Below are 26,081 nucleotides of genomic sequence, written 5' to 3'. Positions count from 1 at the left end.
CCTGAAGCACCCCGCCTGGCGTGGGGTTGGGGGAACTACGCATGACCGCTTTGTCCGCCGACCGGAAACTCTCGGCCTGGCTGCTCGCGCCCGGCCTTGGCTGGCTGGCCCTGTTCCTGCTGCTGCCGTGCCTGCTGGTGCTGGTCTACAGCTTCCTCGAGCGTGGTGCCTATGGCGGCATCGACTACGTGTTCACCTGGGAAAACTACCGCCGCGCGGTGGACCCGCTGTACCTCGACATCCTCCTGCGCTCGGCGAAGATCGCCGGCCTCGCCACGCTGTTCGCGGTGCTCATCGGCTACCCGGCGGCCTACGCGATCACCCGCAGCACTCCGCGCCGGCAGGCGGTGTTCCTGTTCCTGGTGATGCTGCCGTTCTGGAGCAACTACCTGATCCGCACCTACGCCTGGATCGTGCTGCTCAACCGCGAAGGCCTGCTCAACCGGCTGTTCAATCTGCTCGGCTACAGCGGCGAGCCGATCAGCCTGCTGTACACCGACGCCACCGTGGTGCTCGGGCTGGTCTACAACTACATCCCCTTCGTCATCCTCGCCATCTACAGCTCGCTGTCGCGCATCGACAACGAACTCTGGGAAGCCTCGCGGGACCTCGGCGCCTCCGGCTGGACCACCTTTCGCCGGGTGATCCTGCCGCTGTCGGTGCCGGGCGTGGCCGCCGGCGCGGTGTTTGTCTTCGTGCTCTCCATCGGCAACTTCATCACCGCCGACCTCTTGGGCGGCAAGCAGGTGCAGATGGTCGGCAACCTGATCTACGCGCAGTTCCTCACTGCCCGCGACTGGCCGTTCGGCGCGGCGCTGAGCTTCTTCCTGATCGGCATCATGATGCTGTTGCTGTTCATCCAGGCCATGGTCTCGCGCCGGGCCCAGGGTGCGGAGGGCGAACGCCATGCGTAACTCCAGCAACGTCTCCGGCATCGCCCTCGGCGCGCACCTGTGGCTGGTGTACGCCTTCCTCTATGTACCGATCCTGGTGCTGATCCTGCTGTCGTTCAACGCCAGCGGCCTGCCCACCGCCTGGGGCGGCGCGTCGCTGAAGTGGTACGCCAAGCTGCTGGCCAACGCCTCGATCCAGCACGCGGCGCTGAACACCCTGATCGTCGCGCTGACCTCCACCTTCATCGCTTGCGTGCTGGGTACGCTACTCGCCCTCGGGGTGGAGATGCGCGCGCGCAACAACCCCGGCAAGAAGGGCGCGAACCTCGCCGATACGCTGCTGATGGCGCCGATGATCATCCCCGACATCGTCCTGGCCATCGCGCTGCTGAGCTTCTTCAACCTGCTGAAGATGAGCCTGGGGCTGCACTCGATCATCCTCAGCCACGTGGTGTTCAACATCGCCTTCGTCTGCGCGGTGGTGCGCACGCGGCTCAAGCATTTCGACTACTCGATCCTCGAAGCCTCCATCGACCTCGGTGCCGGCTGGTTCACCACCGCGCGCCGCGTGCTGCTGCCGGCGATCTTCCCCGGCGTGATGGCCGGCGGGCTGCTGGCATTCACCCTGTCGGTGGACGAATTCATCATCGCCTTCTTCAACTCCGGTTCCGGCAGCGCGTCCACCACGCTGCCGATGCAGATCTACTCGATGATCCGCTTCGGCGTGACCCCGGAAATCAACGCCCTCGCCACCCTGGTGATGCTGGTCAGCTTCACCGCGCTGTTCGCCTCCCAACGTCTGAACAAGGTGCCCAAAGCCCATGACTAAGTCATCCGACCTGCTCGTGCTGGAGCAGGTGAGCAAATCCTACGGCGAGGGCCTGACGGCGGTGGACCAGGTGTCGCTGAGCATCCGCGAGAACGAGTTCTTCGCGCTGCTCGGTCCCTCCGGCTGCGGCAAGACCACCCTGATGCGCATGATCGCCGGCTTCGAGACGCCCAGCTCCGGCGCGATCTATCTCAACGGCCAGGACATCTCGCCGCTGCCGCCGAACAAGCGCCCGCTGAACCTGATGTTCCAGTCCTATGCGCTGTTTCCCAACATGACCGTGCGCGGCAACATTGCCTACGGTCTGGAGATGGAAAAGCTGCCGGCCGCTGAAATCCGCCAGCGCGTCGATGCGGTGCTGGAAACCGCGCAGCTCGGCTCGCTGGCCAACCGCCGGCCGGACCAGCTCTCCGGCGGCCAGCGCCAACGCGTTGCCCTGGCCCGCGCGCTGGTCAAGCGCCCGCGCGTGCTACTGCTGGACGAACCCCTCGGCGCGCTGGACAAGAAGCTGCGCGAAAAGATGCAGCTGGAGCTCAAGCGCCTGCAGCACGAGAGCGGCATCACTTTCATCATGGTCACCCACGACCAGGAAGAAGCCCTGGTCATGTCCGACCGCATGGCCGTGCTGCGTGACGGCAAGGTCTGCCAGTGCGGCAGCCCCAGTGAACTCTACGAGAACCCAGGCAGCCGCTTCGTTGCCGACTTCATCGGCGTCAGCAACCTGATCGAAGGCCGCCGCGTGGGCACCAATCGCCTGCAGGCCGGCGACCAGGTGCTGAACATCGAGACCACCGCCGAGTCCAGCCCGGAGAGCGTGACCCTCGCGCTGCGTCCGGAACGTCTGCGCGTGCTCACCGACGCCACGCCGGCCACCGACAACCAGATTCACGGCGAGGTGGCCGAAGTGGCCTACCACGGCCTGGACACCAACCTGCACGTGAACACGGCGCTCTCCAGCAAGCCGCTGATCGTCCGCGTGCCGTCCTCGGACTACGACTTCTTGCGCCTTGCCGCCGGCATGCCGGTGCGCCTGGGCTGGGATGCGCGGCACGGCCGCGTGCTGACTCACTGATCGCCTTAGAACAAGACTGACTGGAGAGCACCATGAGTAGTGAACGCAAGGTCATCGCATTCTTCCCCGAGGCCGCCTACGGCCCGGCCCTCAATTCCGTAGGCATCGCCCAGGCCTGCGAGGCGATGGGGCACAAGGCGGTGTTCCTCACCGATCCGGGGATGACCGGGGTGTACTCGGCCTACGGCTTCGAGGAGCACTACGTGAACATGTCCGAGCCGATGCCGGCCGAGGAAATGGCGCGCTACTGGACCGACTTCATCAACGGTCACATCCCCAACTTCCGCAAGGCGCCGATCGACCAGCTCGACAACTACGTGAAGGAGTGCTGGGAGGCCATCGTCTCCACCTCCAAGTGGGCGCAGAAGGAGCTGCCGGCGATCCTCGACCGGATCAAGCCGGACCTGATCTGCGTGGACAACGTGATCCTCTTTCCGGCCATCAAGCACTACGGCAAGCCCTGGGTGCGGATCATCTCCTGCTCGGAAAACGAAGTGCACGACCCGGACATCCCGCCGTACCTGTCGGGCATGAGCGTCGATGACAAGGACGGCCACGCGCGCTTCCAGAAGCGCTTCGAGGAAGTGATCGCGCCGATCCACGCCGACTTCAACGACTTCCTCGCCGAGTGTGGCGAGCGGCCGTATCCGCTGGGCACCTTCTTCGAAGAGTCGCCCTACATGAACCTGCTGCTCTACCCGGACCCGGTGAAGTTCGAACGTCGCCACCCGCTGCCGGCGCGGCAGTTCCATTACCTGCAGGGCTGTGTGCGCACCGACAAGCCCTATGAAATCCCGCAGTTCAAGGCGCACAACGACAAGCCGCTGCTGTATGTCAGCTTCGGCAGCCTGGGCTCGGGCGACGTCGAGCTGCTCAAGCGCCTGGTCACCACCATCGGCAAGCTGCCGTACCGCGCGCTGTTCAACGTCGGCGAGCACGTGGAGAAGTACACCGACCTGCCGGACAACGTGATCGTCTCCAACTGGTACCCACAGCCCTCGGTGATCGCCCAGGTCGACGGGGTGATCCACCACGGCGGCAACAACAGCTTCACCGAGTGCCTGTTCTTCGGTAAGCCGGCCATCGTCATGCCCTACGTCTGGGACGGCCACGACAACGCCATGCGCGCCCAGGAAAGCGGCCACGGCCTGCGCATGGACCGCTACGACTGGAGCGAGGAAGACCTGGCGCGCAACATCGCCCAGCTGCTGGGTGACCAGCTGATGCAGGGGCGCCTGGCGCGCACCAGCGACTACATGCGCTCGCGCAAGGGCCCGGAAGACGCTGCGCGCATCCTCGACCAGTTGGTGCAGGGCAAGGCGGTGAACCATGCCTGAGTTCAAGGCCGCTTCCTTCAATGGAGAGAGCACCGCGCCGCACATCCGCGGCGCCCGCGACTACGACGACCTGGTGGACTGGGGCGTGCAGTCCGACGCGCTGGAGGGTGTCTCGCACTCCAGCGGCCGGCTGCTGTTCAAGGGCCCGAACAACAGCCCGGAAACCGGCCTGTGGGTCTGCACCCCCGGCCGCTGGCGGCTGTCGATCCCGCGCGACGAGCTCTGCCACTTCGTCGCCGGCAGCGCCACCTACCGCTCCGACGAGGGCGAGGTGATCGAGGTCGAGCCCGACACCCTGGTGCTGTTCCCGGCCGGCTGGACCGGCGAATGCACCGTGCACAGCACGCTGCGCAATCTCTACATGCTGGCCTGAACCCGTAGGGCGGATAACGCCCCAGGCGTTATCCGCCGTCGATTTCCACCCGAACCCATCGGCGGATAACCGCGAGCGGTTATGCGCCCTACAAAGGGGAGTGAGTTCGTAGGGCGCATAACGCCACAAGCGTTATCCGCCGTCGATTTCCACCGATCCCACCGGCGAATGACCACGAGCGGTTATGCGCCCCATACGATTCGACCCATCAGGAGTGAACGATGAAGACCCCCGTTATCTACCGCCCGCTGCAGGTCACCGAACTCAAGGACTGGGGCGTGATCCCGACCATGCTCGAGGGCGAGTCCCATGTCAGCGGCGTGGTCCTGCACAAGGGGCCCGAAGGCCAGTCCGAATGCGGCATCTGGCACTGCACGCCGGGCAAGTGGTTCTGCCACGTGACCAGCGACGAGTTCTGCCACTTCCTCGAGGGCCGTTGCACCTACGTGCACGAGTCCGGCGAGGTGATCGAGATCGAGCCGGACACCGCGGCCTTCTTCCCCAAGGACTGGAAGGGCGTGTGCACCGTGCACGAGACCATCAAGAAGGTCTACATGATCCGGTGATGCCATGAACCTGCCCTGCGAAACCACCCGTGCCGCTGCCCGCGAGACCTTCCTCGCCGGCAGCGGCCTGTCCGGCGCGGCCATCACCGCGCTGCCGGCGGACGCCTCGATGCGGCGCTATTTCCGCCTCGACGGCAAAGGACTGCTGCTGATGGATTCGCCTCCCGGCGCCGAGCCGCTGGCCCCTTACCTGCGGGTGGCGCAGCTGCTGCGCGACTGCGGGCTGTCGGCGCCCAGCGTGCTGGCCGCCGACCGCGAGCTGGGTCTGGCGCTGGTGGAGGACTTCGGACAGGCCACCTATACCCGGTTGCTTGCCGACGGCCATGACGAGGTGGCGCTGTACCGCCTTGCCGTGGATGCCCTGGTGCGCCTGCACCGCGCGGGCCCCCAGGCCGCCGAAGGCGTGGCGGCCTACGACGGGCAGAAACTGGGCGATGAAGCGGCGCTGTTCATTGACTGGTATGCGCCACTGCTGGTGGGCGAGCAGGCTGCCGCGAAGCTGCGCGAGCGCTATCTGGCGGAGTTCGCCGCGCTCTGGCGCGATGTCTCGCTGCGCCGTGAAGTGCTGGTGCTGCGCGACTACCACGTCGACAACCTGATGCTGCTGGAGGGCAGGGCGGGCGTGGCGGCGTGCGGGCTGCTGGACTTCCAGGACGCGCTGTTCGGCGCGCCGGCCTATGACCTCATGTCCCTGCTCGAAGACGCGCGCCGCGATATTCCCGAAACCCTGCGCGTGACCCTGCTCACCCATTACCTCAGCCAGCGCCCGGAAGTGGACGGCCGGCGCTTCATGGCCGACTTCCAGGTGCTCGCCGCACAGCGCCACGCCAAGGTGCTGGGCATCTTCGTGCGCCTGGCCAAACGCGACGGCAAGCACGGCTACCTCAAGCATCTGCCGCGCGTGCTGCGGCTGTTCCAGCGCGCGCTCGACAGCGAACAGTTGCGCCCGCTGGCAGCGCTGCTCGACACCCATCTGCCGAACTGGCGCCAGGGGCTTGAGAGCGACGTGATCGCCCAGCGCCTGGCCTCATCCGAATCCCTGCGGAGCATTCCATGACCGACTTTCACGTTGATCTGCCCCTGCGCTTCATCGGCCCGCAATACCAGGGCGTGGCGACGCAGCGCCTGCGCGACATCATCAACCCCGCCGACCTCACCCCGGTCGGACGCATCGCCCTGTGCGACGCGGAAGACGTGGACGCCACCATCGACGCGGCCAACGCCGCCCAGCGCGAGTGGAAGCGCGTGGACGCGAAGTCCCGCGCGGCTATCCTTCACCAGCTGGCCAACGCTATCGAAACCGACCAGGCCACCCAGCGCGAAGTGGCGCGGCTGATGACCCTGGAAATGGGCAAGCCATTCCCCGAAGCCATGGGCGAGCTGGCCAACTGCGCGCCGATTTTCCGCTATTACGCCGAGATGGCCCGCGACGAGGCCGGCAAGGTCGCCGGCACCACGCAGCTCGGCTCGTTCCAGCATGTGCGCTACGAACCCTACGGCGTCAGCGTGCACATCATGCCGTTCAACTTCCCCATCCTGCTGATGTGCTGGACCCTGGCCGCCTCGCTGGCGGCGGGCAACGCCTGCATCGTCAAGCCGGCGGAAAGCACCACGCTGTGCACGCTGAAGTTCATGCAGCACTTCAAGGTGCTGCCGGCGGGCATGGTCAGCTGCGTGCCGGGCGACGCCAGCACTGCGCAGCGCCTGGTGCAGTCCGAGCGTACCCACGCCGTGGCCTTCACCGGCAGCGTCGCCGCCGGCAAGGCGGTGGCGGTGGCCTGCGCCGAGCGGATGAAACCGGCGGTGATCGAGGCCGGCGGCAGCGACCCGATGATCATCTCCCGCCACGCGCCGCTGGAAGTCGCGGCGGCCGGCGCGGTGACCGCAGCCTTCCACCTGAGCGGGCAGATCTGCACCTCGGCGGAGCGCTTCTATGTTGTCGATGAAGTCCATGACGAGTTCGTCGCGCGCTTCGTCGAGCGCACCCGCGCGTTGCGCATCGGCCACGGCCTGGAGCGTTCCGAGATCGGTCCGATGGTCAGCGAGGCGGCCCGCGCCAAGGTCATCCGCCTGGTGGACGACGCCATAGCCAAGGGCGCCACGCTGGTCTGCGGCGGGCGCATTCCCGAACAGTTCCCGGTGGGCTGGTATTACGAGCCGACCATCCTCACCGACGTCACCCCGGCCATGGCGATCTTCCATGAGGAGTGCTTCGGCCCGGTGGCGGCGATCTGCAAGGTGAAGGACTTCGACGAGGCGGTCCGGCTGGCCAACGACTCGCCCTTCGGTCTGGGCGCCTCGCTGTTCTCCACCGACCTGGCCGAAGCCATGGAAGCGGCGGATCGCCTGGAGGCGGGGATGGTCTGGGTGAACAACCCGCTGATCGACAACGATGCGTTGCCGTTCGGCGGCTGGAAGATGTCCGGCATGGGTCGCGAGCTGGGCCGCCAGGGGCTGGATGCGTTCCGCCGCTCGAAGATGGTGATCATCGACCACCAGCCGCAGATTCACTCCTGGTGGTACCCGTACAGCGACGAGGTGTTCTACCAGGGCTGAGCGGCCATCAGGTCGGGGCGCGGCCGAGCCTTTCCAGCAGCCGTGCCTTCACCTCCGGCCACTCGCTGTCGATGATGCTGAAGCGCACCGAGTTGCGCTTGCGGCCGTCGGGCATGATGCGCTCGTGGCGGACGACGCCTTCCTGCACCGCGCCCAGGCGCAGGATGGCGGCGCGGGACTTCTCGTTCAGCTCGTCGGTGGTGAACTGCACGCGCACGCAGTCGAGTTCCTCGAAGGCGTAGGTGAGCAGCAGGAGCTTGGCCTCGCTGTTGATCTGCGTGCGCTGCGCCGACAGCGCGAGCCAGGTGTGGCCGATCTCCAGCTTGCGGTTGGCGCGGTCGACCTTCCAGAAACGGGTGCTGCCGACGACCCTGCCGGTGCGCCGGTCGAGGATGGCGAAGGGCAGGACGCTGCCTTCCTCCAGGCCCTTTTCGGCCTTGGCGATATAGCCCGCGACGGTATCCGGGCCGGGTACCACCGTGACCTTGAGGTTCCACAGTTCGCCATCGGCGGCGGCGTCGAGCAGCCCCTGCGCGTGTTCCGCGCGCAGGGGCAGGAGTTCGACGTGCTGGCCTGTCAGATGGGGGCAGGTGAGGGCGGGCATACGGACGGGCTCTGGGTGCGACGATCCCACAGCCTACCGGATGCCGGTGCTTTTCTGTAGGAGCGGGCCATGCCCGCGAACAGCGCCTGTAAGGCGCCGCTTTCCCCGCACTCACGCATGCCTGATCTGCAGGTCCTTGATCACGCACACCGAAGCATCGCTAGCCAGGGTCGTGTCGGTAAAATCGATCTGGTTGTAGACCCCGCCGTGGAAATCGAAAACCCGTGCTGCCCAGCTGACATCCAGCGGCATCGAAGGCACCGCCGAATTACGCCCGTTGCAGCTGGCCTGCACCGTCAGCATCAGGCTGGACGTGGCGAGGATCAGGATGTCGAACTCCGCACCCAGCGGCACGTTGTCCAGCACGGTGCTGTTCACCGGCGTGGTCTGGTTGAAGTTCTGGCGGAAGCCCATGGTCAGCTTGCCCTTCTGCCAGAACACCTTGAGCAGCGGGCTGTCGTCGTCCTTCACGTGCATCTGCGCCACCACTACCTTCTGTGCCGAGTTCACCTGGGTGACCTTCATCAATTGGTGGTTCACATGCTCGGTGGCGCCGCTCAGGGCCCAGTAGATCGGTTCCTTCCATTCGCAGCGGGTGCGGTGGACGCTCTTGCTCGCCACGCCCTTGGTCGGCGCGGTGAGTTGCAGGCTGCCGTCGGGCAGGCGGGTGACCAGGTTCGGGTACTGCGCCAGCGCCTGCGGGCCGGGAATCTCGATGGAGACGGTGTCGGTCGGGGTCTTGCCCACGGGCAGGGCGATATTGAGGTTGTCGATGCTGACGGTCATGCCGGGCACTCCTGCGGCGGTGAGGGTGCCTGGTTTGACTGGACGGAGTTCCCCGCGCGACGAATTTTCGGCCGGGCGGTCATGCGGACTAAGCGCTGTCAGCCGACGAAGCGATAGCCCTTGCCGCGCACCGTGACGATCAGCGGACTTGGCGGGTCCTGGTCCAGCTTGGCGCGCAGGTGGGCGACGCGTACGTCCACCGAGCGGTCCAGGCCGTCCCAGGTGATGCCGCGCAGCGCCAGGAGCAGGTCGTCGCGGCTGAGGGTCTGGCCGGCGTGGGCGACGAGTTGCCAGAGCAGGTCGAACTCGGCGCCGGTCAGGTCGATGCGCGAGCCGTTGCGCCGCACTTCGCGCTGGCGGGCATCGAGCACCAGTCCGGAGCGCTCCAGGCGGTCAGTCGGCTCGGGTACGTTTCGTGGCCGTCGCAACAGGGTCCGCACGCGGGCCAGCAGCAGGCTCGGGCGCACCGGTTTGCAGACGTAGTCGTCCGCGCCGTTCTCCAGGCCGTCGATCTGCTCGGTGTCTTCGGAGCGCGCGCTGAGCATGAGGATCGCGCCCTGGTAGCGCGGACGGAGGCGACGGCAGATGGAAAGGCCATCCTCGCCGGGCAGCATACGGTCGAGGATCACCAGGTCCGGGCGCTCGTCCAGCACCCGGTCGGCGGCGCGTGCGCCGTCAGGCTCGATGCCGGCGCAGAGGCCGTGGTGTTCGAGGAAGTCGCGGGTGAGGGCGGCGAGGCGCAGGTCGTCCTCGACGATGAGAATGCGTGGGCTGGTCATGGGCATCGCAGAAGAAAGAAGGGCGCCGGGCAGCTTGTGGCCGCCCGGCGCTGCGGCATCAGAGTGTGACGCGCGCAATCGAGCCGTCTACCGACAGCCGAGTACCGTAGGGTTCCGACAGCGCGGCGAAGCGCTGCAGGATCGCTTGTGCGTGTTCGCCTTCGGCCAGGCGTGGGCGGCCACGGCGGTGTACCGCCTCGCCCAGGCCCAGGCTCACCGGGTGCAGTTCAATGCCGGTGAGGCGGCGGCCGTCGAACTGGCAGACCGGCACCAGGCTCTCCCAGAAGCGCGCATCGGAGGGGAAGCTGCGGGTGTCGTTCTGGGTGCGCTGCAGGAACACCTTCGAAGGCGTCTGGTTGCGGTCCACGCGGAATTGCTCGTAGCTGTCCGCCGGCAGGCGCTCCACCAGCTCGTTCTGGCCGATGAAGTTGCCCAGGCTGTAGAAGATCGGCTTGCCGTTGTAGATCTCCATGCCGCGCAACAGGTGCGGGCCGTGGCCGACCACGATATCGACGCCGGCGTCGATCATGCGCCGGGCTACCGGCTGGATGAATTCGGCAGCCACTTCCAGGTCCCACTCACCCTTGGCGTCGTGGCCCAGTTCGTGGGCGTGGATGCTCAGCACCACCACGTCGGACAGCGTCCGTGCTTCCTCGACCCAACGCAGGATGTCGTCCATGTCCTTCTTGCGCGGCACGGTGCGCAGGCGCGCGCTCTCGCCCTGGCGGAACAGCAGCGGGGTGAAGGGGCCGAACACCGCCAGCGACGGATCGGGGATCGGGTGGGCGAAGCCCAGGTCCACCGCGCCCTGGTACAGACGGTCCAGGCCGAGGCTGGCGATGATGCCCCGCATGGCTTCCATCTGTGCGCCGTCGAGCTGGTGCACGGTGTCGTAGCGCAGCGGGTTGAGACCGGGGCGGCCGGGCATGTCGCGGGTCTGCTCGCTGGCTTCCTGGCCTTTGCCGAAGGTGGAGGTGCAGGCCAGCAGCGAGACGGTGCCGGCAGGCTTGGTGCAGTACACCGGGCGGCGGGCTTCCTCGAGGTTGCGGCCGGTGCCGGCGAACAGCAGCTCGCGCTTGTCCAGCTGTGCGTGGGCGGCCTGCAGACCGGCGATGCCGTAGTCCAGGCTGTGGTTGTTGGCGGTGGAGAACAGGTCGAAGCCGCCCTCCACCAGCTCGTCGAGCACCCACGACGGCGCACCGAAGTGCGAGCCGCCGCTTTCCAGCACGGCGTCGCCCTGGAAGTCGTTGGGCAGCACTTCCAGGTTGGTGAAGCTGACGTCGGCGCCGCGCAGCAGGTCGAACAGCGGGAGCAGGGTTTGGTCTTCGCGGCTGTTCAGGCGGCGCTGCAGGATGCTGTCGCCGGTCAACGCAATCTTCATGGTCCACCTCAGGGTCGGGGAGTCGCTGATGGCGGCGGACTTTAGGGCAATGTGCGGCCCGGGTCGGCTGAATCCTGGGTATCGCGATAGCCGTCGGTTATCACCCGCAGAGCCGCACCCGCAAAGCCTCGCGCGCTGCGAGACGGCGGCGTTTTCATTCTGGCTATGGGCATCACTTTTTTTCAGAAGTCAGCATTGTGACAGCGCTCTAACCTGCGCTCGCCTCCCGGCCCAAGAGCCGCGGAGCAGGGGTGGCACGGCTTGCCGTGACCAGCACGATCCAGGCGGAGAGCAGCATGAAAAAAACAATAACCGGCGCCGCAGGCTTCAAGCCGCACGCGCTGGCGCTGGCTACCAGCATGGCCCTTGGCGGGGCATCTTCGGCTCAGGCAGTGAGCTTCAACGTGGGGGAAATCGAGGGTCGCTTCGACTCGACCCTGTCCATTGGCGCAAGCTGGGCGATGGACAGCCCGGACAAGAAATTCATCGGCACCCGCAACGGCGGCACGGCGTCCAGCCAGACCTCCGATGACGGCCGGCTGAACTTCAAGCGCGGCGAGACCTTCTCCAAGATCTTCAAGGGCCTGCACGACCTGGAGCTGAAGTACGGCGACAGTGGCCTGTTCCTGCGTGGCAAGTACTGGTACGACTTCGAACTGAAGGACGAACACCGTCCGCTCTATGACATCGACGACAGCGGCCGCGATACCGCCGCCCAGTCTTCCGGCGCCGAGCTGCTCGACGCCTTCCTCTACCACAACTACGAACTGCAGGACCGGCCGGGTACCGTGCGCGTGGGCCGCCAGGTGGTGAGCTGGGGCGAGAGCACCTTCATCCAGAACGGCATCAACTCGATCAACCCGGCGGACGTCGCCGCGCTGCGTCGACCCGGTTCCGAGGTGAAGGAAGCGCTGATCCCGGTGAGCATGCTGTACTTCAACCAGGGGCTCACCGACACCCTGTCCATGGAGGCCTTCTACCAGCTGGAGTGGGAGAAGACTGTGCCGGACAACTGCGGCACCTTCTTCGGCAGCGACGTGGCCGCCAAGGGCTGCGACATCAACATGGCGGTGAACGGCAGCGACTTCGACCGTGACATCGATGGCACCGGCATCCGTGGCGGCTACGGCTATGTGCCGCGTGGCAAGGACCACGACGCCCGCGACGGCGGCCAGTTCGGCGTGGCGCTGCGCTGGATGTATAACGACACCGAGTTCTCCGCCTATGCGATGAACTACCACAGCCGCACGCCGACCAGTAACTGGGTGGTGGGCAAGGGCGCGCTGGCCGACCCGGTCGGCGGGCTGATCGGGCAGGGCGGCGTGAGCACCGCGCGCTGGTACCTGGACTACCCCGAGGACATCCGCCTTTACGGCCTGGGCTTCAACACCACCTGGGGCAGCACCGCGGTGCAGGGCGAGATCAGCTACCGGCCGAACATGCCGCTGGGCATCAACTCCAGCGACGTCTCCGGCGCCGCCACCCTCGGCTCGGCGGCGACCAGCCCGCTGGTCAACGGTGGCCTGCCGATCTTCTCCAGCGGCTGGGCCGACTCGGCCTACGGTTCGCTGATCCAGGGTTACGAGCGCAAGCCGTTTACCCAGGCGCAGATGACCTTCACCAACACCTTCGACCAGATCGAACTGATCGGCGCCGAGCGCCTGACCCTGGTGGGCGAGATCGGCTTCAGCCACATCGCCGACCTGGGCTCCACCGACGGCTCCGACCTGCGCTTCGGCCGCAGCAGCGTATACGGCAACGGTGAGCTGGCCAGTGCCGGCACCTCGGCGCTGCTGGGGCTGTCGGGCAACGCGATCTGCCAGAAGGTGGTGAACACCGCCAACCCCGGCCAGTGCGATGACAAGGGCTTCTACACCCAGAACTCCTGGGGTTACCGCGTGCGCGCGGGCCTGGAATACAACGACCTGCTCGGTGGCGTTTCGCTGCGCCCGAACCTGGCGTTCTCCCACGACGTGCAGGGCTACGGCCCGACCTTCAACGAGGGCGACAAGTCGGTCAGCGTCGGCGTCGATGCCGAGTACCTGAGCCGCTACACCGCCAGCATCAGTTACACCGACTACTTCGGCGGTGATTACAACGTCAACACCGACCGCGATTTCCTCGCCGTCAGCATGGGCGTCAGCTTCTGATGCCCGCCAGCCCCCTGAGGTAAAAGCATGAACAACAAACAATGGTTGCAGGCCGGCTGCCTGACGCTGAGCCTGCTCGCCGGGCAGGTCATGGCCGCAGTCGGCGCCGACCAGGCCGCGCGCCTGGGCAATGAACTCACCCCGATTGGCGCCGAGAAAGCGGGCAACGCCGACGGCAGCATCCCGGCCTGGACCGGTGGCTTGGCGCTGAACGCTGGCACGGTCGACGCTGGCGGCTTCCTCGCCGACCCCTATGCCGCGGACAAGCCGCTGTTCACCATCACTGCGCAGAACGCCAGCCAGTACCAGGACAAGCTCACGCCGGGGCAGCTGGCGATGTTCCAGCGCTTCCCCGAGACCTACCGCATTCCGGTCTACCCCAGCCACCGTAGTGCGAGCTACCCGCAGGCGGTGATCGACGCGGCGAAGAAGAATGCCACGGCGACCTCCCTGGCCGAAGGCGGCAACGGCCTGACCAACTTCAGCATGACCATCCCGTTCCCGATCCCGCAGAACGGCCTGGAAGTCATCTGGAATCACGTCACCCGTTACCGGGGCAACGCGATGCTGCGCACCACCGCGCAGATGAACCCGCAAACCAACGGCGCCTACACCATCAGCTACATGAAGGAGCAGTTCGCCTTCCCGTTCGGGCTCAAGGACTACGACCCGGCGAAGATGGACAACATCCTCTACTACTTCCGCCAGGAAATTCTCTCGCCGCCGCGCCGCGCAGGCAGCGTGATGCTGGTGCTGGAGACCATCGACCAGGTCAAGGAACCGCGCATGGCGTGGATGTACAACGCCGGCCAGCGCCGCGTGCGCCGAGCCCCGCAGGTGGGCTACGACAGCCCCGGCGCGGAAGGCATGCGGACCTACGACGACTTCGACATGTTCAACGGCGCACCGGATCGTTACGACTGGAAGCTGGTGGGCAAGAAGGAGCTGTACATCCCCTACAACAGCTTCGCGCTCGACTCGCCTGCGCTGAAGTACGACGACATCGTCAAGCCCGGCCACCTGAACCCGGACCACACCCGCTACGAACTGCACCGCGTGTGGCACGTGGTGGCGACCCTGAAGCCGGGTCAGCGGCACATCTACAGCAAGCGTGACCTGTACATCGACGAGGACAGCTGGCAGATCGCCGAGGCTGACGCCTACGACGGCCGTGGCAGCCTCTGGCGGGTGTCCGAGGGCCATGCGCGGCCGTTCTACGACCAGCAGTTCACCTGGCTGACGGCGGAGACCCACTATGACGTGCTGTCCGGCCGCTACACGGTGTCCGGTCTGCGCAACGAGGAGAAGAGCAGTTACGACTTTGCGGTGAAGGCCAGCAGCAACGACTTCACCCCCAACGCCTTGCGCGCCACCGGCATCCGCTGACGGCGGGCTTGACTGGCGCTCACCGGCGCTCCGATGTGTTTATCAGCGGCCTTCGGGCCGCTTTTTTTTGTGGCTCGCGCAATCACCTGTAGGAGCGGGCCATGCCCGCGAATCCACCCACCCGCACAGTGGCAACAGGAAAACCTCGTCGTAGGATGGCGTGGAGCGCAGCGGTGCCCATGCTGGCGATGCACGAAACTCCCAGAGATGCCCACCGCCTGAATCAGCCGGCAAAAACACCCCCGCGACCCACCAGTCCACCCGCGTTTACCAACCGTTACTCACGCCGGCCTCGATTTTGCTTTATGTTCCGACCTGTTACCGATCCCCGAGCCGACGACCACTCCATGAAGTTGCATCAACTCCGCGCCATCGTCGCCATCTGCGAAAGCGGCAGTATCCAGGAAGCTTCGCGCCTGCTGCACATCTCCCAGCCCGCCCTGTCCAAGAGCATCAAGGAGCTGGAGGCCGAGCTGGGCGTGCCGCTGCTGGTGCGTTCCAACCGTGGCATCACCGCCACCGAATACGGCGAGCGGCTGGTGCGCCGTGCCCGCCTGGTGGTCGAGGAAGTGCGACGCGCGCGGGACGAGATCGAGACGCTGAAGGGCGCCATGGATGGCCGCGTGGCCATCGGGGTGTCACCGGTGACGCCCAGTCAGCAGTTCGCCAGTTGTCTGCTGCGTTACCGCAAGCGCTACCCCAAGGTGCAACTGCAGATCAGCGAACTGCGCCCGGCCAAGCTGCTCGAAGGACTGCGCGAAGGCCAGCTGGACCTGGTGCTGACCTCGCAGCCCTCGTCACGCAACGTCGACGGCTTCCATTGGCAGGAACTCTACGCCCAGCCCACTACGCTGGCGGTACGCAAGGGCCATCCGCTGCGCAACGCGCGCTCGCTGCACGAGCTGCTCGACGAGGAGTGGCTGGTGCCCGATTCGCTGGATGTGTCCCTCGCCGGGCAGATGTTCGAGCAGTACCAGGTGCGCCACCCCGAGCGCGTCATCGAGTGCGCCTCGGTGGTGCTCTACGCGGAGCTGGCGGCCAACACCGACGCGGTGAGCTTCTGGTCGCGACGGGTGTTCGACCTGCCTATCGTCTCCGGTACCCTGGACGCGCTGGACATCGCCGAGACGGTGCCGGGCACCGACATTTCCCTGGTCTGCCGTCCGCCGGAGCTGATGACCCGCGAGGCGCAGACCCTGGTGGACGAGCTGGTCTACGCCTTCAAGGGTCCGCACCTGCGCAAGGCCGACTGATCCTGGCTGGATGAAAGCCCGTCTCGATAACCAGCCTTGATAAGCATGCGCGAAGGTCATTATTCAGCGCCTCGCGCGTGGGGCATCCTGCCGGCCACATCAGAACAATGAGCAGGATGCGGCATGAGTCAGCACCCCCTTACCCAGCACGAGACAGTCGAAAGACTATTCGCTTCCCAGGAAGCCTTCGCCCGGATTCGTCGGGACCTTCACCAGTATCCCGAACTGGGCTTCGAGGAGGCACGCACCGCCGCCATCGTTGCCGGCTACCTGCGCGAATGGGGCTATGAAGTCCATGAAGGCGTGGGTGGCACCGGCGTGGTCGGTGTGCTGCGCCAGGGCAGCAGTGCGCGCAGCATCGGCATTCGTGCCGACATGGATGCATTGCCCATCGACGAAGCCAGCGGCGTACCCTACGCCAGCCAGCACGCCGGCCGCATGCACGCCTGTGGGCACGACGGGCACACCGCCATCCTGCTCTGCGCCGCCCGCGACCTGGCCGAGCAGCGCCACTTCGACGGCACCCTCAACCTGATCTTCCAGCCCGCCGAGGAAACCCTGGGTGGCGCCGTGGCAATGATGGACGACGGCCTGTTCGAGCGTTTCCCCTGCGACGCGGTGTACGCGCTGCACAACGCGCCGGGCCTGCCGGTGGGCTGCTTCCTGACTCGCGAGGGCGCGCTGACGGCATCCTCGGATCGCGTGTCGATCCGCCTGACCGGTGTCGGCGGCCATGGCGCCATGCCGCACCTGACCAAAGACCCGATTGTCGCCGCCGCCGAGCTGGTGCTGGCGCTGCAAAGCATTGTGGCGCGCAACGTGCCGTCCACCGAAGTGGCCGTAGTGACCGTGGGGATGCTCAAGGCAGGGGAGGCGGCAAACGTGATTCCCGACCACGCCGACCTGCGCCTGAGCGTGCGCGCCACCAAGCCGGAAGTGCGTGAGTTGCTCAAGCAGCGCATCGGCGAGATCACCCGTGGCGTCGCCGCCGTGCACGGCATGGAACTGCACTACGAGTACGAGGAGCTGGTGCCGGTGCTGGTCAATACGCCGGAGGAAACCCGCCTCGCACGCCAGGTGCTGACCGAACTGGTCGGCCCGCAGCGCCTGCAGTCCGATATCCCTTCGGGCTTCCTCGGCAGCGAGGATTTCGCCTGGATGCTGGAGCGCCGTCCCGGTTGCTACATCGCCCTGGGCAACGGCAACAGCGGCCCCAGCGGCTGCATGGTCCACAACCCCGGCTACGACTTCAACGACGGCGCCATTCCCTTCGGCGCGGCGCTCTGGGTGCGGCTGGTGGAGACTTCGCTGTCGAGAGGGGGGCAGGCATGAAACAGCGCACCGTAGTCCTCATCCTGCTGATGCTGGTGATGGTCATCAGCGTACTGGACAAGACCATCTTCGCCTTCGCCGGCGCGCAGATCATCGACGAGCTGAAGCTCTCGCCAACCGAGTTCGGCTTCATCGGCAGCGCGTTCTTCTTCCTCTATTCGATCTCCGGCGTGCTGGTGGGCTTCCTCGCCAACCGCTTCCCGACACGCTGGATTCTCGCCGGCATGTCGGTGGTCTGGATGGCCTCGCAACTGCTGGTGGCGCTGTCCAGCGGCTTCGCCGCGCTGGTCGCCGGGCGCCTGCTGCTGGGCGCCGGCACCGGGCCGGGCACGGCGGTTACCCAGCACGCCTGCTTCAAGTGGTTCGGCCCGAAGGAGCGTGTGCTGCCCTCGGCGCTGATCCAGGTGTCGATCATGCTCGGCGCGGTACTTGGCGCGCTAAGCCTGCCGCTGGCGATCCAGCACTTCGGCTGGCGCACCGCGTACTTCCTGCTGGCGCTGCTCGGGCTGGTCTGGCTGGTCGTCTGGCTGATCTTCGGCCGTGAAGGCCAGCAGACCGAGGAAGAGGGGCCGGGTTCGTCACTGCGCCTGCCGTACAGCCGCCTGCTGCTCAACCGCAGTTTCATCTGGATCACCCTGATGGGCTTCCTCAGCTACCTGCCCACTGCGCTGGTGTACAGCTGGGTGCCGGTGTACCTGCAGAAGGGCCAGGGCATGACGCCCATGCAGTCGGGCTACACGGTGATGGTGGTGACGGTCGGGGTGATCCTTGCCAACCTGCTGCTCTCCACGCTCTCCCAGCGGGCGATGAAGCGCGGCGCCTCGGTGCAGCGCGCCATGGTGCTGCCGCCGATGGCCTTCGCAGCGGTCGCCGGTGTTGCCTTCTGCGCGCTGACCCTGCTGCACGGCGATCGCCTGGCGATCCTGGTGCTCTACGCCCTGGGCGCGATCCTGGTGAACGTCCTGCCGACCTTCTGCAACACCCTGGTCGCCTACATCGCCCCGAGTGCCCAGCGTGGCTCTATGCTGGCCATTCACATTGGCGGCATGACCAGCGCCGGCATGCTCGCGCCCTGGATCGTCGGCCAGTTGGTCGAGCTGCGCGGCGGTGACATCGCCCATGGCTTCGAGACGGCGCTTGGCCTGTTCGGCGTGCTCACCGTGGTCGGCGCAATCCTCGGCTGCCGGATCATCGCCCCCGAGCGCACCCGCCAGTCCCTGCAGGGCGCGCACAGCGAAGCGCCGCTGCCCGGTGCGGTCGGCCACGCCTGATATTCCCCGAAGGGCCCGCCCAGCGGGCCCCGCAACATCCAATCATCCGGAGCGGTGATGAACCCGTCTGCCTGTTTTTCCCAGAGCTACGCCGAAGCGCGTGGCAAGTTTCTCGCCGCGTGCCTGTCCGCCGGCCTGGTCGTCGAATCCCACCGCCACCCGCTGGCCGGCCGCGATGGCGAACCGCTCGCGCTGGACGTGGCACGCAGTGGTCCGCGCGATGCGCAGAACCTGCTGATCATCAGCAGCGGCTGTCATGGAGTGGAAGGTTTCTGCGGCTCGGCGGTGCAGGTTGCGCTGCTCAATGATCCCGACTGGCTGGAACAATGCGCCAAGGCCGACTGCGCGGTGCTCTACCTGCACGCGGCCAACCCTTACGGTTTTTCCTGGTGGCGGCGCTGGACCCACGAGAACGTCGACCTCAACCGCAACTTCATCGACTTCTCCCAGCCGCGACAGCGCAACCAGGCCTACGCGGCGCTCGACCCGATCCTGATCCCGCGCCGCTGGCCGTCCTTCGCCAGCCACCTGCGCCTGCTGCGCTACGCCATGCGCCACGGCCGCAAGCAACTGCAGGCGGCCATATCCAGCGGCCAGGACAGCCATCCCAACGGCCTGTTCTACATCGGCGCCAAACCGACCTGGAGCAACCAGGCCGTGCGCCAGGTGCTGCGCCAGCATGCCCGGGACTGCGCACGACTGGGCTGGATCGACGTGCACACCGGCCTTGGGCCCAAAGGCCACGGCGAGCGCATCTATGTGGGCGGGAACGATCCGCAGACGCTGGCGCGCACGCGCCGCTGGTGGAGCAATGAGGTGACTTCGGCGCACGAAGGGGGATCGGTGTCGGTGCAGCTGCAGGGGCAGATGATCCTCAGCGCTGCGAGCGAGTGTCCGCAGGCCGAGCTGACCGCCATCGCCCTGGAGTTCGGCACGCTGCCGGGGCTCAAGGTGCTCAAGGCGCTGCGCGCGGACCAGTGGCTGGCCAACAACCCCGGCGTACCGGCGGAGAAAGCCCTGCGCATCCATCGCCAGCTGCGTGATGCCTTCTACGTGGACGAGGACGGCTGGAAGCGCCAGGTGCTGGAGCAGGCCGGCGAAGCGGCACGGCAAGCCCTCGCCGGTCTGGGCGAAGCTCAGGCGGCGCCGGTTCGCGCGTCCAGGTAACAGATCGTCGTGCGCCGCGACCCATAGGGGCGGCGCTGCGGGTCGGCGAAGGTTTCCAGCTCGTCGAAGCCGGCCTTGCGCATCATCCCGGCGGAGCCGGGGTTCTCCTCGTGGCGCTCGATGTAGATGTCGGGCAGGCCACGGGCGAGCAGATCGGCAATGGCCGCGCGCAGCAGGCGCGTACCCAGGCCGCGCCCGGCTTCGCCGCGATGCACCGTGGCCTCGGCGATATAGGCGTGACGCGGGCGCCCTTCGTGCTGGAAGCGGCCGAACGCAGCGCTTTCATGGAAGGTCACCAGGCCGCGCAGCTCATCGCCATCCACTGCGACCAGCGCCCAGACCGTCCCCGTGGCGATGCCCTGGAAGTGCTCGCGAACCGGACCGTCGGGCAGGAAGTTCCAGTCGTTGGGGCCGTGCTCGAAGATCAGGTCCAGCATGGCCGGAACGTCATCAGCGGTGGCGGGGCAAATCTGCAGGTCGGCCATGGTGCTTTCCTTGAAGTCGGGACGAACGACTCTAGCCACGGTCGTTGCCCGGTTGCAGGCACAGTGGCGCAGGAAAACTGTACGGGTAGGGCCGGATCAGCGGCCGGGCAGCATCGGCGTCAGGTGCAGGATGTTCAGCAGGTGCGGAACGCGCAGCGGGTAGCAGGCCTGCAGGCGCACGCGCGCTTCGGAGAGGGTCATCTGACGGGAAAACGAGCGCAGCACGGTCTTGCCCAGGCAGTGACCGTCCTGAAAATGCACGAGGAATTCATTCATGGCGAAGCGACAACGAGGAAACACGCACGAGGTGGCGCACAGGGCGCGAATAATAGCGACTTCGACGCGTTCATCGTTGCCATAAATCATCCTTTGCAGGAACTGTCCGACGGAACGCTCGTTCCGCCACCGGCCGAACCGACGACCGGCGGCGTCGGAAAAGGCCTATAGCCCAGAAGCATGCTCGTAAGAGTAGTCCAGGCGCAGCACGTTGTAGTCCAGCCGCATGCCAAAGGCGTGCATGAAGAAGGCTTCCAACTGCAGTTCCAGCGAGCGCGAGGTCAGCGTCGACAGACGCGCGCCCTGGCGGCGTGTGCGGCGGTTCACCGCGGTAAACTCCTCATGGACTATGCCCTGGGCGGCCGGGTCGGCGATCAGTCGGTAGCAACTGTCCGGAAGGTCATCACGCTGGGTAGCGCTAAGGCTGAGTTCGGGGTGGCCGTCAGCGTTGGTGATCAGTTCCACGCTACAGCGCAGGCCTCGGTCGCGGGCGAAGCGCGAGGCCTCTTCGAAGGCCGGCAGGGCCTTCTGCAGGACCTGGATCTCGAAGGCGAGGAGGAATTGCTCGTCGAATTCGACGTCCTGGGTGTTCCGGGCTGCCTGGTTCAACATCGCCGGCATCTCCTGTGTCGATGAAACGAGAAAACTTTCGTAAGCGAGTCGGGATCGCCAAAGTTTCGTCATCGCGGCATTGCAGGACACAACGCACACACAGTCGGCCAGCAATGCCATTTGCCTGAACGAAAGGCCATCACACTTAAGCGGCGTACGACTGTCAATGAGCATTCCTGCATAACGGCGTCCCCCTGCAATAGCCAAGCGTGCACACGCCTGGGGCGCGGCCTGTTGTTGCCACGGCCGGCAGGATCGAAGGCAGGTGTAAAGCTGTCGTTACGGATGGCGCCCGCCCGCCGAGACTTCGGACGGGCGGGCATGTCCGCTCAGAACGTGAAGTCATCCACGGCAAGGGCCGCGCGGGTAATATGTCCGTCTCTGGCGGCTGGCCCCCCCCTACGGAGGCTTGACAATCCGCCCCTCATGGATCTCCTGGACGAACCCCTCCAGGGGGGCGGCATCTTGCTCCTGCTGACTGGCCATTGCGCGCAACTCAGTCCTAACCTCAGGCACCCGAAGGGCGGGCGCATTCAACCGATCGGCTACCGAGGCGTTGTTGAATGAAGTAGTGCGCAGCGCAGTAATCTGCTGCTTCTCCGCGCTATTCAATCCAATACCCGAATGCTGCCGCCTTGGGTTCGCTCAGCCAGCGTCCGGAGCTTGTCGGCGTCATCCTTCAGCAGGGCTATCACGTCGGCAATATTCGCCGCGTAACCCGCCGGCAACTCTTGTATCGCCTGGTCAAGAACCATTGCGATCGATTCACTGTGAAACGCCAGCTCAGCGAAGGTCACCCGCAATTGTTGAGTAGAGTAGTCCAATGGCATCGCAGCCTCTCCGTGATTAGTGGCGCTCACACCAGTGAGTCGCCATTTCGATCGCATGGCGCCTTGCATCAGCAAAGCACTCCCATGGCCCTGTGGCTGAGCAAACAATCTGGTCAGAAACGCTCACCTGCACTTCGCGTGGCACTAGATCGCCAGGGGCGCCCCACTCAAGTTCAATGAGCGTCTTAGCCCCTGTCGGGTGGACGTAGCTGATCGGGCCTGACCTGTCCGTTATTAGGTGCATGTCAACCCCGGTCGTCCCGAGTCCAGATATCAGCAATAGTCCATCAAGGTGTTCATTTCCATTTCACAAGCTGCTAAGCCACCGACGGATATGGCGTATGGGAAGGCTTGCTAAGCAACGATGGGCAGACCCATTGGCTGTTCAAGGCCGTTTGCCTACGCTGGTCAAGGACAGCTACCGACCCATAGCGGGGTCTCAGGTTGTTGTTAGGGCTAGATGCCTGCTGCAGGCCGATGGGCGGCCATCTCAGAAAGAACGCACCGCCGGGCTGGCCAACTCCTGCAGGTAAGTGAGATCGCATAGCAGCCATTGCCGGAGCCGGCCCTGGATGCGCCCCGCGTGCTGCCAGTCGGAGAGCAGCCGACTCAGGGATTCAGGACGAATGCCCAGGTGCGTGGCGAGTTGGCGTTGGCTGATCGGCAGATTGAGACACTCGCCCTGGCGACGGTGCAGGCCGAGCAGATAGGCGGCCAGACGCTGGGAGGCGGAACTCGCCGTCAGCCAGTCGACCTCGTTGACCTGGCGGTAGAGGCGCAGGCTGAGATTTTCCAGCATGCGCATGGCCAGCGGCGGATGGCCCTCGCAGGCCTTGCGCAGTGCGATGCGGCTCAGTCGGAAGAATTCTCCGCTGTCCTGGCTGCGGGCGTTCATCGGGTAGCGGCCGTGGGGCATGAACATCGCCGCTTCGGCGATCAACTGGCCTTCGCGGAACAGGTGGAAGACGCGCTCCTCGCCATCGCAGGTGAAGCGCAGCATTTCCACACAGCCACGCCGTACCAGCAGGAAATGCTCGGCGGGATCGCCTTCGCGGAACAGCAGCCTGCCGGCCTCAGCGCGTAACAGGGTCGCCGATTCACATAATCCGGCCATGAGGGCGTCCGGCAGGTCGGCGAACTGGGGGAGGGCACCGAGCAACCGCTGGCATTCACCGCGATCTGGCGCGAACTTAACATTTGTCATTCGTGATGAGCGTGCAGGCTGCAATTATTTGCGAATGAAGATAAGACTTATTCGCATATCAATCAATCGGAGGCTTTCGCGCCTCTTCCTTTCACTTGCACTGGTCGCCTGCACCTGTCTGACTTCACCCGGCGGCATGGCTCGGGAAAAGGTGTTGCGGTTGGGTGGCCCCGGCGCGGTGGTCAGCTTTCCGCTGCTGCACATGGTGGAAACCAACGCCCTGGCGGAGTACGCCGAGCGCGTCGAGTTCCGGCTCTGGCAGAACCCCGATCAGTTGCGCGTGCTGCTGGCCAAGAACGAACTCGACTACAGCGCCGCCCCGGTGAACCTGCCGGCGCTGATGGCGGGGCGCGGGCAGCCCGTGCGGCTGCTCAATGTCTCGGTGTGGGGAATCATCTGGCTGGTAAGCCGCGACCCACAGGTGAAGGGCTTCGCCGACCTCTCCGGCAAGGACGTGGTGCTGCCTTTCCAGCGCGACCTGCCGGCGATCCTGATCGATGAGCTATTGCTCAGCCATGGCCTGGAGCCGGGCAAGGACCTGACGCTGCGGCCGGTCCGCGACGGCCAGGACGCCCAGGCGCTGCTGCTGGCAGGTCGTGCCGATCACGCCCTGCTGGTGGAGCCGGCGGTGTCCCTGCTGCTTTGGCGCAACCGCAGCGAGGGTGGGGCGCCGCTCTACCGCGTGCAGAGTCTGGAAAGCGCCTGGAAGCAGGCTTTCCCTCTGCAACCTGAACTGCCTCAGGCAGGACTGATGAGCAGCCCACAGCGCGCCGAGGACGGCGAGTTGGCGCGCGCTGTGGAGGCCGCCTACGCCGAGTCCGCCCGCTGGTGCAGTACGCAGCCGCGGAACTGCGCGGAACTGGTGCATCGGCACCTGCCGCACCTGCCGGTGGAGGCGGTAGAGGAGTCCATCCGCGTCACGCGCCTGGACAGTGTTGCCGCCAGCGCCGCGCGCGGGCCACTGGAGGCGCTGTTCGGCCTGATCGCCGAACGCCATCCGCAGGCCATCGGTGGCTCTATGCCGCCTGCCAGCTTCTATGGGCCGTGAGATGAGCCGAATGACTTCCCGACGCTGGGCCGTGCTGGGTGGCGCCCTGTTGCTGGTGGGCTGGCAACTGCTGGCGATGCGCCTGGGCTCGCTGCTCATGGCAACTCCCTGGCAGACGCTGCAAGCCATGGCCCGCCTGCCTTTCGAGGCCGACTTCCGTCTTCATGCCGGCACCAGTCTGCTGCGCATTGTCCTGGGCGTTGGCCTGGGTTGCCTGCTGGGCTTCTGTCTGGGCTTGCTGGCCGGGCTGGACGCTCGTGTACGTGGCCTGCTGGAGCCGTTGCGCTGGCTGCTGATGTCGGTTCCGCCAGTGGTGGTCGTGGTGCTGGCGATGCTCTGGGTCGGGCTCGGCTCGGCCATGGTGGTGCTTATCAGCGTTCTCATGCTGGCGCCGGGCATGTACGTGAACACAGTCAAGGGCATGCAGATGGTCGACCGTGGTCTGCTGGAGATGGCGCGGGTCTACCGCTTCAGTCCCTGGCAGAAGTTGCGGCGGCTCTACATCCCTTCACTGACCGCGCCGCTTGGAGCGGCACTGTTGATCGCTACCTGCGGCGGCGTGCGTCTGGTGGTGATGGCTGAAGTGCTTGGCGCGGAAAGTGGAGCCGGTTTCGCGCTGGCTAACGGGCGCAGCACGTTCGACAGCGCCGGGCTGTATGCCTGGACTCTGCTGATCCTACTGCTGGTCGCTGCACTGGAGTTCCTCCTGCTGCAGCCGCTGCAGCGGCGCATGGGCCGTTGGCAGGAGGCCGCCCATGCTTGAGTGGTACGGAGTCGATCTGCGGCTGGGCGAACGGCGCGTACTCGCCGACGCTTCCCTGCGCCTGCTACCCGGTGAGCGGGTTGGCATTCTCGGGCCCAGCGGCGCCGGCAAGAGCAGCCTGTTGCGCCTGGCGGCCGGCCTCCTGAGGCCCCATCGGGGGCAAGCGGACAACGGATTTCGCCATCCCGTGCTGGCCTTCCAGGAGCCGCGCCTGCTGCCCTGGTGCCGGGTTGCGGAAAACCTGGAAATCCCTCTGCGCGCCATCGGCCACGACCGTGCAACGGCGCGTCGGCTGGCCAGCCATTGGTTGGAGCGCGTCGGCCTCGCCGGGCATGAGGGTGCCTGGCCGAATCAGCTGTCCGGCGGCATGGCCCAGCGTGTTGCCCTGGCGCGCGCCTTCTCGGTCGAGCCGGACCTGCTGCTGCTCGACGAGCCATTCAGCGCGCTGGACCCGGCCCTGCGCGAGTCGCTGCTCGATCTCTGCCGCGACTGGTTGGCCAGCTCGGGTGCGGCCCTGCTGTGCGTCAGCCACCACCCCGGCGAGCTGGTCGGCCTCGTCGAGCGCTTCGTGCTGGTCAACGACGGCTCGCTTCGCCCCTTCGACCTCAGTGGACACACCGCCGATCAAGCGGCGGCGGTCCTTCATCAGACCCTGCTGGCCCTGGAGATACCCGCGCCATGATCTATCCGATCCTGCTGACCCTGCACCTGTTCGCCGCGCTGATGTTCATCGGCACGGTGTTCTTCGAGGTGCTGATCTTCGAGAGCGTGCGCAAGCACGTGCCGGCCGCGGTAATGCGCCAGGTGGAGCAGGGCATCGGCAAGCGTGCGCGGCGGCTGATGCCCTGGGTGTTGCTGGTGCTGTTCAGTGCCGGCCTGGGCATGGTCTGGACGCGCTACCTGCCGCTGCTGGCAGACCCGCTGGCGTCCTCCTTCGGCACCTTGCTGAGCCTGAAGATCCTCCTCGCCCTGAGCGTACTCGGGCACTTCTTCACCGCCATGTTCCTGCTCTACAGCGGGCGCATGAACTCGACGTATTTCCGCCGGATTCACCTGAGTGTCTTCAGCCACATGGTCGGCATCGTGCTGCTGGCCAAGGGCATGTTCTACCTGAGCTGGTAAGCCAGA

Annotated in this window: 27 protein-coding genes; 18 read left to right on the top strand and 9 right to left on the bottom strand. The window is 66.1% G+C overall.

Going from position 1 to position 26,081, the window contains the following annotated elements:
• Window positions 1-41 precede the first annotated feature (41 nt).
• From IB261_RS17275 to IB261_RS17240, 8 genes are all read left to right on the top strand, one after another.
• A complete protein-coding gene (locus IB261_RS17275) occupies window positions 42-914 on the top strand; it encodes an ABC transporter permease (protein WP_081518266.1) in 873 nt (290 codons plus the stop codon).
• Window positions 907-1,722, top strand: a complete 816-nt coding sequence (locus IB261_RS17270) for an ABC transporter permease (RefSeq protein WP_081518265.1) — start codon at window positions 907-909, stop codon at window positions 1,720-1,722. Before IB261_RS17275 ends, IB261_RS17270 begins: the two co-directional genes overlap by 8 nt.
• Window positions 1,715-2,794 (top strand): ABC transporter ATP-binding protein, encoded by a 1,080-nt coding sequence (locus IB261_RS17265; RefSeq protein ID WP_192210758.1) that lies wholly within the window; start codon window positions 1,715-1,717, stop codon window positions 2,792-2,794. Before IB261_RS17270 ends, IB261_RS17265 begins: the two co-directional genes overlap by 8 nt.
• Window positions 2,795-2,826: 32 nt before the next feature.
• Window positions 2,827-4,131: a nucleotide disphospho-sugar-binding domain-containing protein gene (locus IB261_RS17260; RefSeq protein WP_081518263.1), complete on the top strand. Its 1,305-nt coding sequence runs from the start codon at window positions 2,827-2,829 to the stop codon at window positions 4,129-4,131.
• Entirely contained in the window at window positions 4,124-4,504 is a 381-nt protein-coding gene (locus IB261_RS17255; RefSeq protein WP_081518262.1) for a cupin domain-containing protein, read from the top strand. The genes IB261_RS17260 and IB261_RS17255 overlap by 8 nt, the downstream gene beginning before the upstream one ends.
• 221 nt (window positions 4,505-4,725) lie before the next feature.
• Window positions 4,726-5,070, top strand: a complete 345-nt coding sequence (locus tag IB261_RS17250) for a cupin domain-containing protein (RefSeq protein WP_081518261.1) — start codon at window positions 4,726-4,728, stop codon at window positions 5,068-5,070.
• Window positions 5,071-5,074: 4 nt separating this feature from the next.
• The gene (locus tag IB261_RS17245) at window positions 5,075-6,127 is read left to right on the top strand and encodes an aminoglycoside phosphotransferase family protein (RefSeq protein ID WP_081518260.1); all 1,053 of its coding nucleotides are present in this window, start codon (window positions 5,075-5,077) and stop codon (window positions 6,125-6,127) included.
• The gene (locus IB261_RS17240) at window positions 6,124-7,626 is read left to right on the top strand and encodes an aldehyde dehydrogenase family protein (protein ID WP_192382667.1); all 1,503 of its coding nucleotides are present in this window, start codon (window positions 6,124-6,126) and stop codon (window positions 7,624-7,626) included. Before IB261_RS17245 ends, IB261_RS17240 begins: the two co-directional genes overlap by 4 nt.
• Window positions 7,627-7,633: 7 nt before the next feature.
• On the opposite strand, the gene IB261_RS17235 is transcribed toward IB261_RS17240, so the two are convergent.
• The 4 genes from IB261_RS17235 to IB261_RS17220 form a co-directional block, all read right to left on the bottom strand.
• Window positions 7,634-8,230: a GNAT family N-acetyltransferase gene (locus tag IB261_RS17235; protein WP_192382666.1), complete on the bottom strand. Its 597-nt coding sequence runs from the start codon at window positions 8,228-8,230 to the stop codon at window positions 7,634-7,636.
• Window positions 8,231-8,341: 111 nt separating this feature from the next.
• Window positions 8,342-9,016 carry a polysaccharide lyase family 7 protein gene (locus tag IB261_RS17230; RefSeq protein ID WP_081518257.1) on the bottom strand — a complete coding sequence of 225 codons (675 nt, stop codon included), beginning with the start codon at window positions 9,014-9,016 and terminating at the stop codon, window positions 8,342-8,344.
• 98 nt (window positions 9,017-9,114) lie between these two features.
• Window positions 9,115-9,801 carry a response regulator gene (locus tag IB261_RS17225; RefSeq protein WP_192382665.1) on the bottom strand — a complete coding sequence of 229 codons (687 nt, stop codon included), beginning with the start codon at window positions 9,799-9,801 and terminating at the stop codon, window positions 9,115-9,117.
• 52 nt (window positions 9,802-9,853) lie between these two features.
• Complete coding sequence (locus tag IB261_RS17220) at window positions 9,854-11,176, bottom strand: CapA family protein (protein ID WP_192382664.1); 1,323 nt, start codon at window positions 11,174-11,176, stop codon at window positions 9,854-9,856.
• Window positions 11,177-11,472: 296 nt separating this feature from the next.
• On the opposite strand from IB261_RS17220, the gene IB261_RS17215 reads away from it, so the two are divergent.
• From IB261_RS17215 to IB261_RS17190, 6 genes are all read left to right on the top strand, one after another.
• On the top strand, window positions 11,473-13,326 hold the full coding sequence (locus IB261_RS17215) for a DUF1302 domain-containing protein (RefSeq protein WP_081518697.1): 1,854 nt from the start codon (window positions 11,473-11,475) through the stop codon (window positions 13,324-13,326).
• Between the two features lie 27 nt (window positions 13,327-13,353).
• Entirely contained in the window at window positions 13,354-14,712 is a 1,359-nt protein-coding gene (locus IB261_RS17210; RefSeq protein ID WP_151187408.1) for a DUF1329 domain-containing protein, read from the top strand.
• 347 nt (window positions 14,713-15,059) lie between these two features.
• Complete coding sequence (locus IB261_RS17205) at window positions 15,060-15,965, top strand: LysR family transcriptional regulator (protein WP_081518253.1); 906 nt, start codon at window positions 15,060-15,062, stop codon at window positions 15,963-15,965.
• 123 nt (window positions 15,966-16,088) lie between these two features.
• Window positions 16,089-17,297: a M20 aminoacylase family protein gene (locus IB261_RS17200; protein WP_192382663.1), complete on the top strand. Its 1,209-nt coding sequence runs from the start codon at window positions 16,089-16,091 to the stop codon at window positions 17,295-17,297.
• On the top strand, window positions 17,294-18,568 hold the full coding sequence (locus tag IB261_RS17195) for an MFS transporter (RefSeq protein WP_138216978.1): 1,275 nt from the start codon (window positions 17,294-17,296) through the stop codon (window positions 18,566-18,568). Before IB261_RS17200 ends, IB261_RS17195 begins: the two co-directional genes overlap by 4 nt.
• A 57-nt stretch (window positions 18,569-18,625) precedes the next feature.
• Window positions 18,626-19,735 (top strand): M14 family metallopeptidase, encoded by a 1,110-nt coding sequence (locus tag IB261_RS17190; protein ID WP_192382662.1) that lies wholly within the window; start codon window positions 18,626-18,628, stop codon window positions 19,733-19,735.
• Here the strand turns inward: IB261_RS17190 and IB261_RS17185 are convergent.
• The 5 genes from IB261_RS17185 to IB261_RS17165 all read right to left on the bottom strand — a co-directional run bounded on the left by IB261_RS17185 (window position 19,705) and on the right by IB261_RS17165 (window position 23,097).
• Entirely contained in the window at window positions 19,705-20,220 is a 516-nt protein-coding gene (locus IB261_RS17185) for a GNAT family N-acetyltransferase (RefSeq protein WP_192382661.1), read from the bottom strand. The two genes, IB261_RS17190 and IB261_RS17185, sit on opposite strands and share 31 nt — an antisense overlap.
• A gap of 96 nt (window positions 20,221-20,316) precedes the next feature.
• The gene (locus IB261_RS17180; protein ID WP_024762799.1) at window positions 20,317-20,496 is read right to left on the bottom strand and encodes a hypothetical protein; all 180 of its coding nucleotides are present in this window, start codon (window positions 20,494-20,496) and stop codon (window positions 20,317-20,319) included.
• Between the two features lie 165 nt (window positions 20,497-20,661).
• Window positions 20,662-21,108 carry a hypothetical protein gene (locus IB261_RS17175; protein WP_192382660.1) on the bottom strand — a complete coding sequence of 149 codons (447 nt, stop codon included), beginning with the start codon at window positions 21,106-21,108 and terminating at the stop codon, window positions 20,662-20,664.
• Window positions 21,109-21,716: 608 nt separating this feature from the next.
• Window positions 21,717-21,938 carry a hypothetical protein gene (locus IB261_RS17170; RefSeq protein WP_138216975.1) on the bottom strand — a complete coding sequence of 74 codons (222 nt, stop codon included), beginning with the start codon at window positions 21,936-21,938 and terminating at the stop codon, window positions 21,717-21,719.
• A 490-nt stretch (window positions 21,939-22,428) separates the two neighbouring features.
• Window positions 22,429-23,097 carry a helix-turn-helix domain-containing protein gene (locus tag IB261_RS17165; RefSeq protein WP_494515517.1) on the bottom strand — a complete coding sequence of 223 codons (669 nt, stop codon included), beginning with the start codon at window positions 23,095-23,097 and terminating at the stop codon, window positions 22,429-22,431.
• A gap of 196 nt (window positions 23,098-23,293) precedes the next feature.
• Here IB261_RS17165 and IB261_RS17160 point away from each other — a divergent pair, with 196 nt between their 5' ends.
• Genes IB261_RS17160 through IB261_RS17145 form a run of 4 tightly spaced genes read left to right on the top strand, consistent with a single transcriptional unit; the run spans window position 23,294 to window position 26,075 of the window.
• Window positions 23,294-24,190 (top strand): ABC transporter substrate-binding protein, encoded by an 897-nt coding sequence (locus IB261_RS17160; protein ID WP_242015438.1) that lies wholly within the window; start codon window positions 23,294-23,296, stop codon window positions 24,188-24,190.
• A gap of 10 nt (window positions 24,191-24,200) precedes the next feature.
• The gene (locus tag IB261_RS17155; protein WP_192382659.1) at window positions 24,201-24,953 is read left to right on the top strand and encodes an ABC transporter permease; all 753 of its coding nucleotides are present in this window, start codon (window positions 24,201-24,203) and stop codon (window positions 24,951-24,953) included.
• Window positions 24,946-25,635, top strand: coding sequence for an ATP-binding cassette domain-containing protein (locus IB261_RS17150; protein WP_138216971.1), 690 nt, complete (start codon window positions 24,946-24,948; stop codon window positions 25,633-25,635). Before IB261_RS17155 ends, IB261_RS17150 begins: the two co-directional genes overlap by 8 nt.
• Window positions 25,632-26,075 carry a CopD family copper resistance protein gene (locus IB261_RS17145; RefSeq protein WP_138216970.1) on the top strand — a complete coding sequence of 148 codons (444 nt, stop codon included), beginning with the start codon at window positions 25,632-25,634 and terminating at the stop codon, window positions 26,073-26,075. The genes IB261_RS17150 and IB261_RS17145 overlap by 4 nt, the downstream gene beginning before the upstream one ends.
• Window positions 26,076-26,081: the final 6 nt, after the last annotated feature.

This window comes from Pseudomonas sp. PDM20 (assembly GCF_014852575.3).
Classification (GTDB): Bacteria; Pseudomonadota; Gammaproteobacteria; order Pseudomonadales; family Pseudomonadaceae; genus Pseudomonas.
Note: the sequence above shows the minus strand (reverse complement) of the source record. Positions and strands in the feature narration are given on the sequence as shown.

What these genes read in the sequence shown, in the direction of transcription:
- IB261_RS17275 (WP_081518266.1), top strand. Translation starts at nt 42, where the DNA reads ATGACCGCTTTGTCCGCCGACCGGAAACTCTCGGCCTGGCTGCTCGCG.
- IB261_RS17270 (WP_081518265.1), top strand. Translation starts at nt 907, where the DNA reads ATGCGTAACTCCAGCAACGTCTCCGGCATCGCCCTCGGCGCGCACCTG.
- IB261_RS17265 (WP_192210758.1), top strand. Translation starts at nt 1,715, where the DNA reads ATGACTAAGTCATCCGACCTGCTCGTGCTGGAGCAGGTGAGCAAATCC.
- IB261_RS17260 (WP_081518263.1), top strand. Translation starts at nt 2,827, where the DNA reads ATGAGTAGTGAACGCAAGGTCATCGCATTCTTCCCCGAGGCCGCCTAC.
- IB261_RS17255 (WP_081518262.1), top strand. Translation starts at nt 4,124, where the DNA reads ATGCCTGAGTTCAAGGCCGCTTCCTTCAATGGAGAGAGCACCGCGCCG.
- IB261_RS17250 (WP_081518261.1), top strand. Translation starts at nt 4,726, where the DNA reads ATGAAGACCCCCGTTATCTACCGCCCGCTGCAGGTCACCGAACTCAAG.
- IB261_RS17245 (WP_081518260.1), top strand. Translation starts at nt 5,075, where the DNA reads ATGAACCTGCCCTGCGAAACCACCCGTGCCGCTGCCCGCGAGACCTTC.
- IB261_RS17240 (WP_192382667.1), top strand. Translation starts at nt 6,124, where the DNA reads ATGACCGACTTTCACGTTGATCTGCCCCTGCGCTTCATCGGCCCGCAA.
- IB261_RS17235 (WP_192382666.1), bottom strand. Translation starts at nt 8,230, where the DNA reads ATGCCCGCCCTCACCTGCCCCCATCTGACAGGCCAGCACGTCGAACTC.
- IB261_RS17230 (WP_081518257.1), bottom strand. Translation starts at nt 9,016, where the DNA reads ATGACCGTCAGCATCGACAACCTCAATATCGCCCTGCCCGTGGGCAAG.
- IB261_RS17225 (WP_192382665.1), bottom strand. Translation starts at nt 9,801, where the DNA reads ATGCCCATGACCAGCCCACGCATTCTCATCGTCGAGGACGACCTGCGC.
- IB261_RS17220 (WP_192382664.1), bottom strand. Translation starts at nt 11,176, where the DNA reads ATGAAGATTGCGTTGACCGGCGACAGCATCCTGCAGCGCCGCCTGAAC.
- IB261_RS17215 (WP_081518697.1), top strand. Translation starts at nt 11,473, where the DNA reads ATGAAAAAAACAATAACCGGCGCCGCAGGCTTCAAGCCGCACGCGCTG.
- IB261_RS17210 (WP_151187408.1), top strand. Translation starts at nt 13,354, where the DNA reads ATGAACAACAAACAATGGTTGCAGGCCGGCTGCCTGACGCTGAGCCTG.
- IB261_RS17205 (WP_081518253.1), top strand. Translation starts at nt 15,060, where the DNA reads ATGAAGTTGCATCAACTCCGCGCCATCGTCGCCATCTGCGAAAGCGGC.
- IB261_RS17200 (WP_192382663.1), top strand. Translation starts at nt 16,089, where the DNA reads ATGAGTCAGCACCCCCTTACCCAGCACGAGACAGTCGAAAGACTATTC.
- IB261_RS17195 (WP_138216978.1), top strand. Translation starts at nt 17,294, where the DNA reads ATGAAACAGCGCACCGTAGTCCTCATCCTGCTGATGCTGGTGATGGTC.
- IB261_RS17190 (WP_192382662.1), top strand. Translation starts at nt 18,626, where the DNA reads ATGAACCCGTCTGCCTGTTTTTCCCAGAGCTACGCCGAAGCGCGTGGC.
- IB261_RS17185 (WP_192382661.1), bottom strand. Translation starts at nt 20,220, where the DNA reads ATGGCCGACCTGCAGATTTGCCCCGCCACCGCTGATGACGTTCCGGCC.
- IB261_RS17180 (WP_024762799.1), bottom strand. Translation starts at nt 20,496, where the DNA reads ATGAATGAATTCCTCGTGCATTTTCAGGACGGTCACTGCCTGGGCAAG.
- IB261_RS17175 (WP_192382660.1), bottom strand. Translation starts at nt 21,108, where the DNA reads ATGTTGAACCAGGCAGCCCGGAACACCCAGGACGTCGAATTCGACGAG.
- IB261_RS17170 (WP_138216975.1), bottom strand. Translation starts at nt 21,938, where the DNA reads ATGCCATTGGACTACTCTACTCAACAATTGCGGGTGACCTTCGCTGAG.
- IB261_RS17155 (WP_192382659.1), top strand. Translation starts at nt 24,201, where the DNA reads ATGACTTCCCGACGCTGGGCCGTGCTGGGTGGCGCCCTGTTGCTGGTG.
- IB261_RS17150 (WP_138216971.1), top strand. Translation starts at nt 24,946, where the DNA reads ATGCTTGAGTGGTACGGAGTCGATCTGCGGCTGGGCGAACGGCGCGTA.
- IB261_RS17145 (WP_138216970.1), top strand. Translation starts at nt 25,632, where the DNA reads ATGATCTATCCGATCCTGCTGACCCTGCACCTGTTCGCCGCGCTGATG.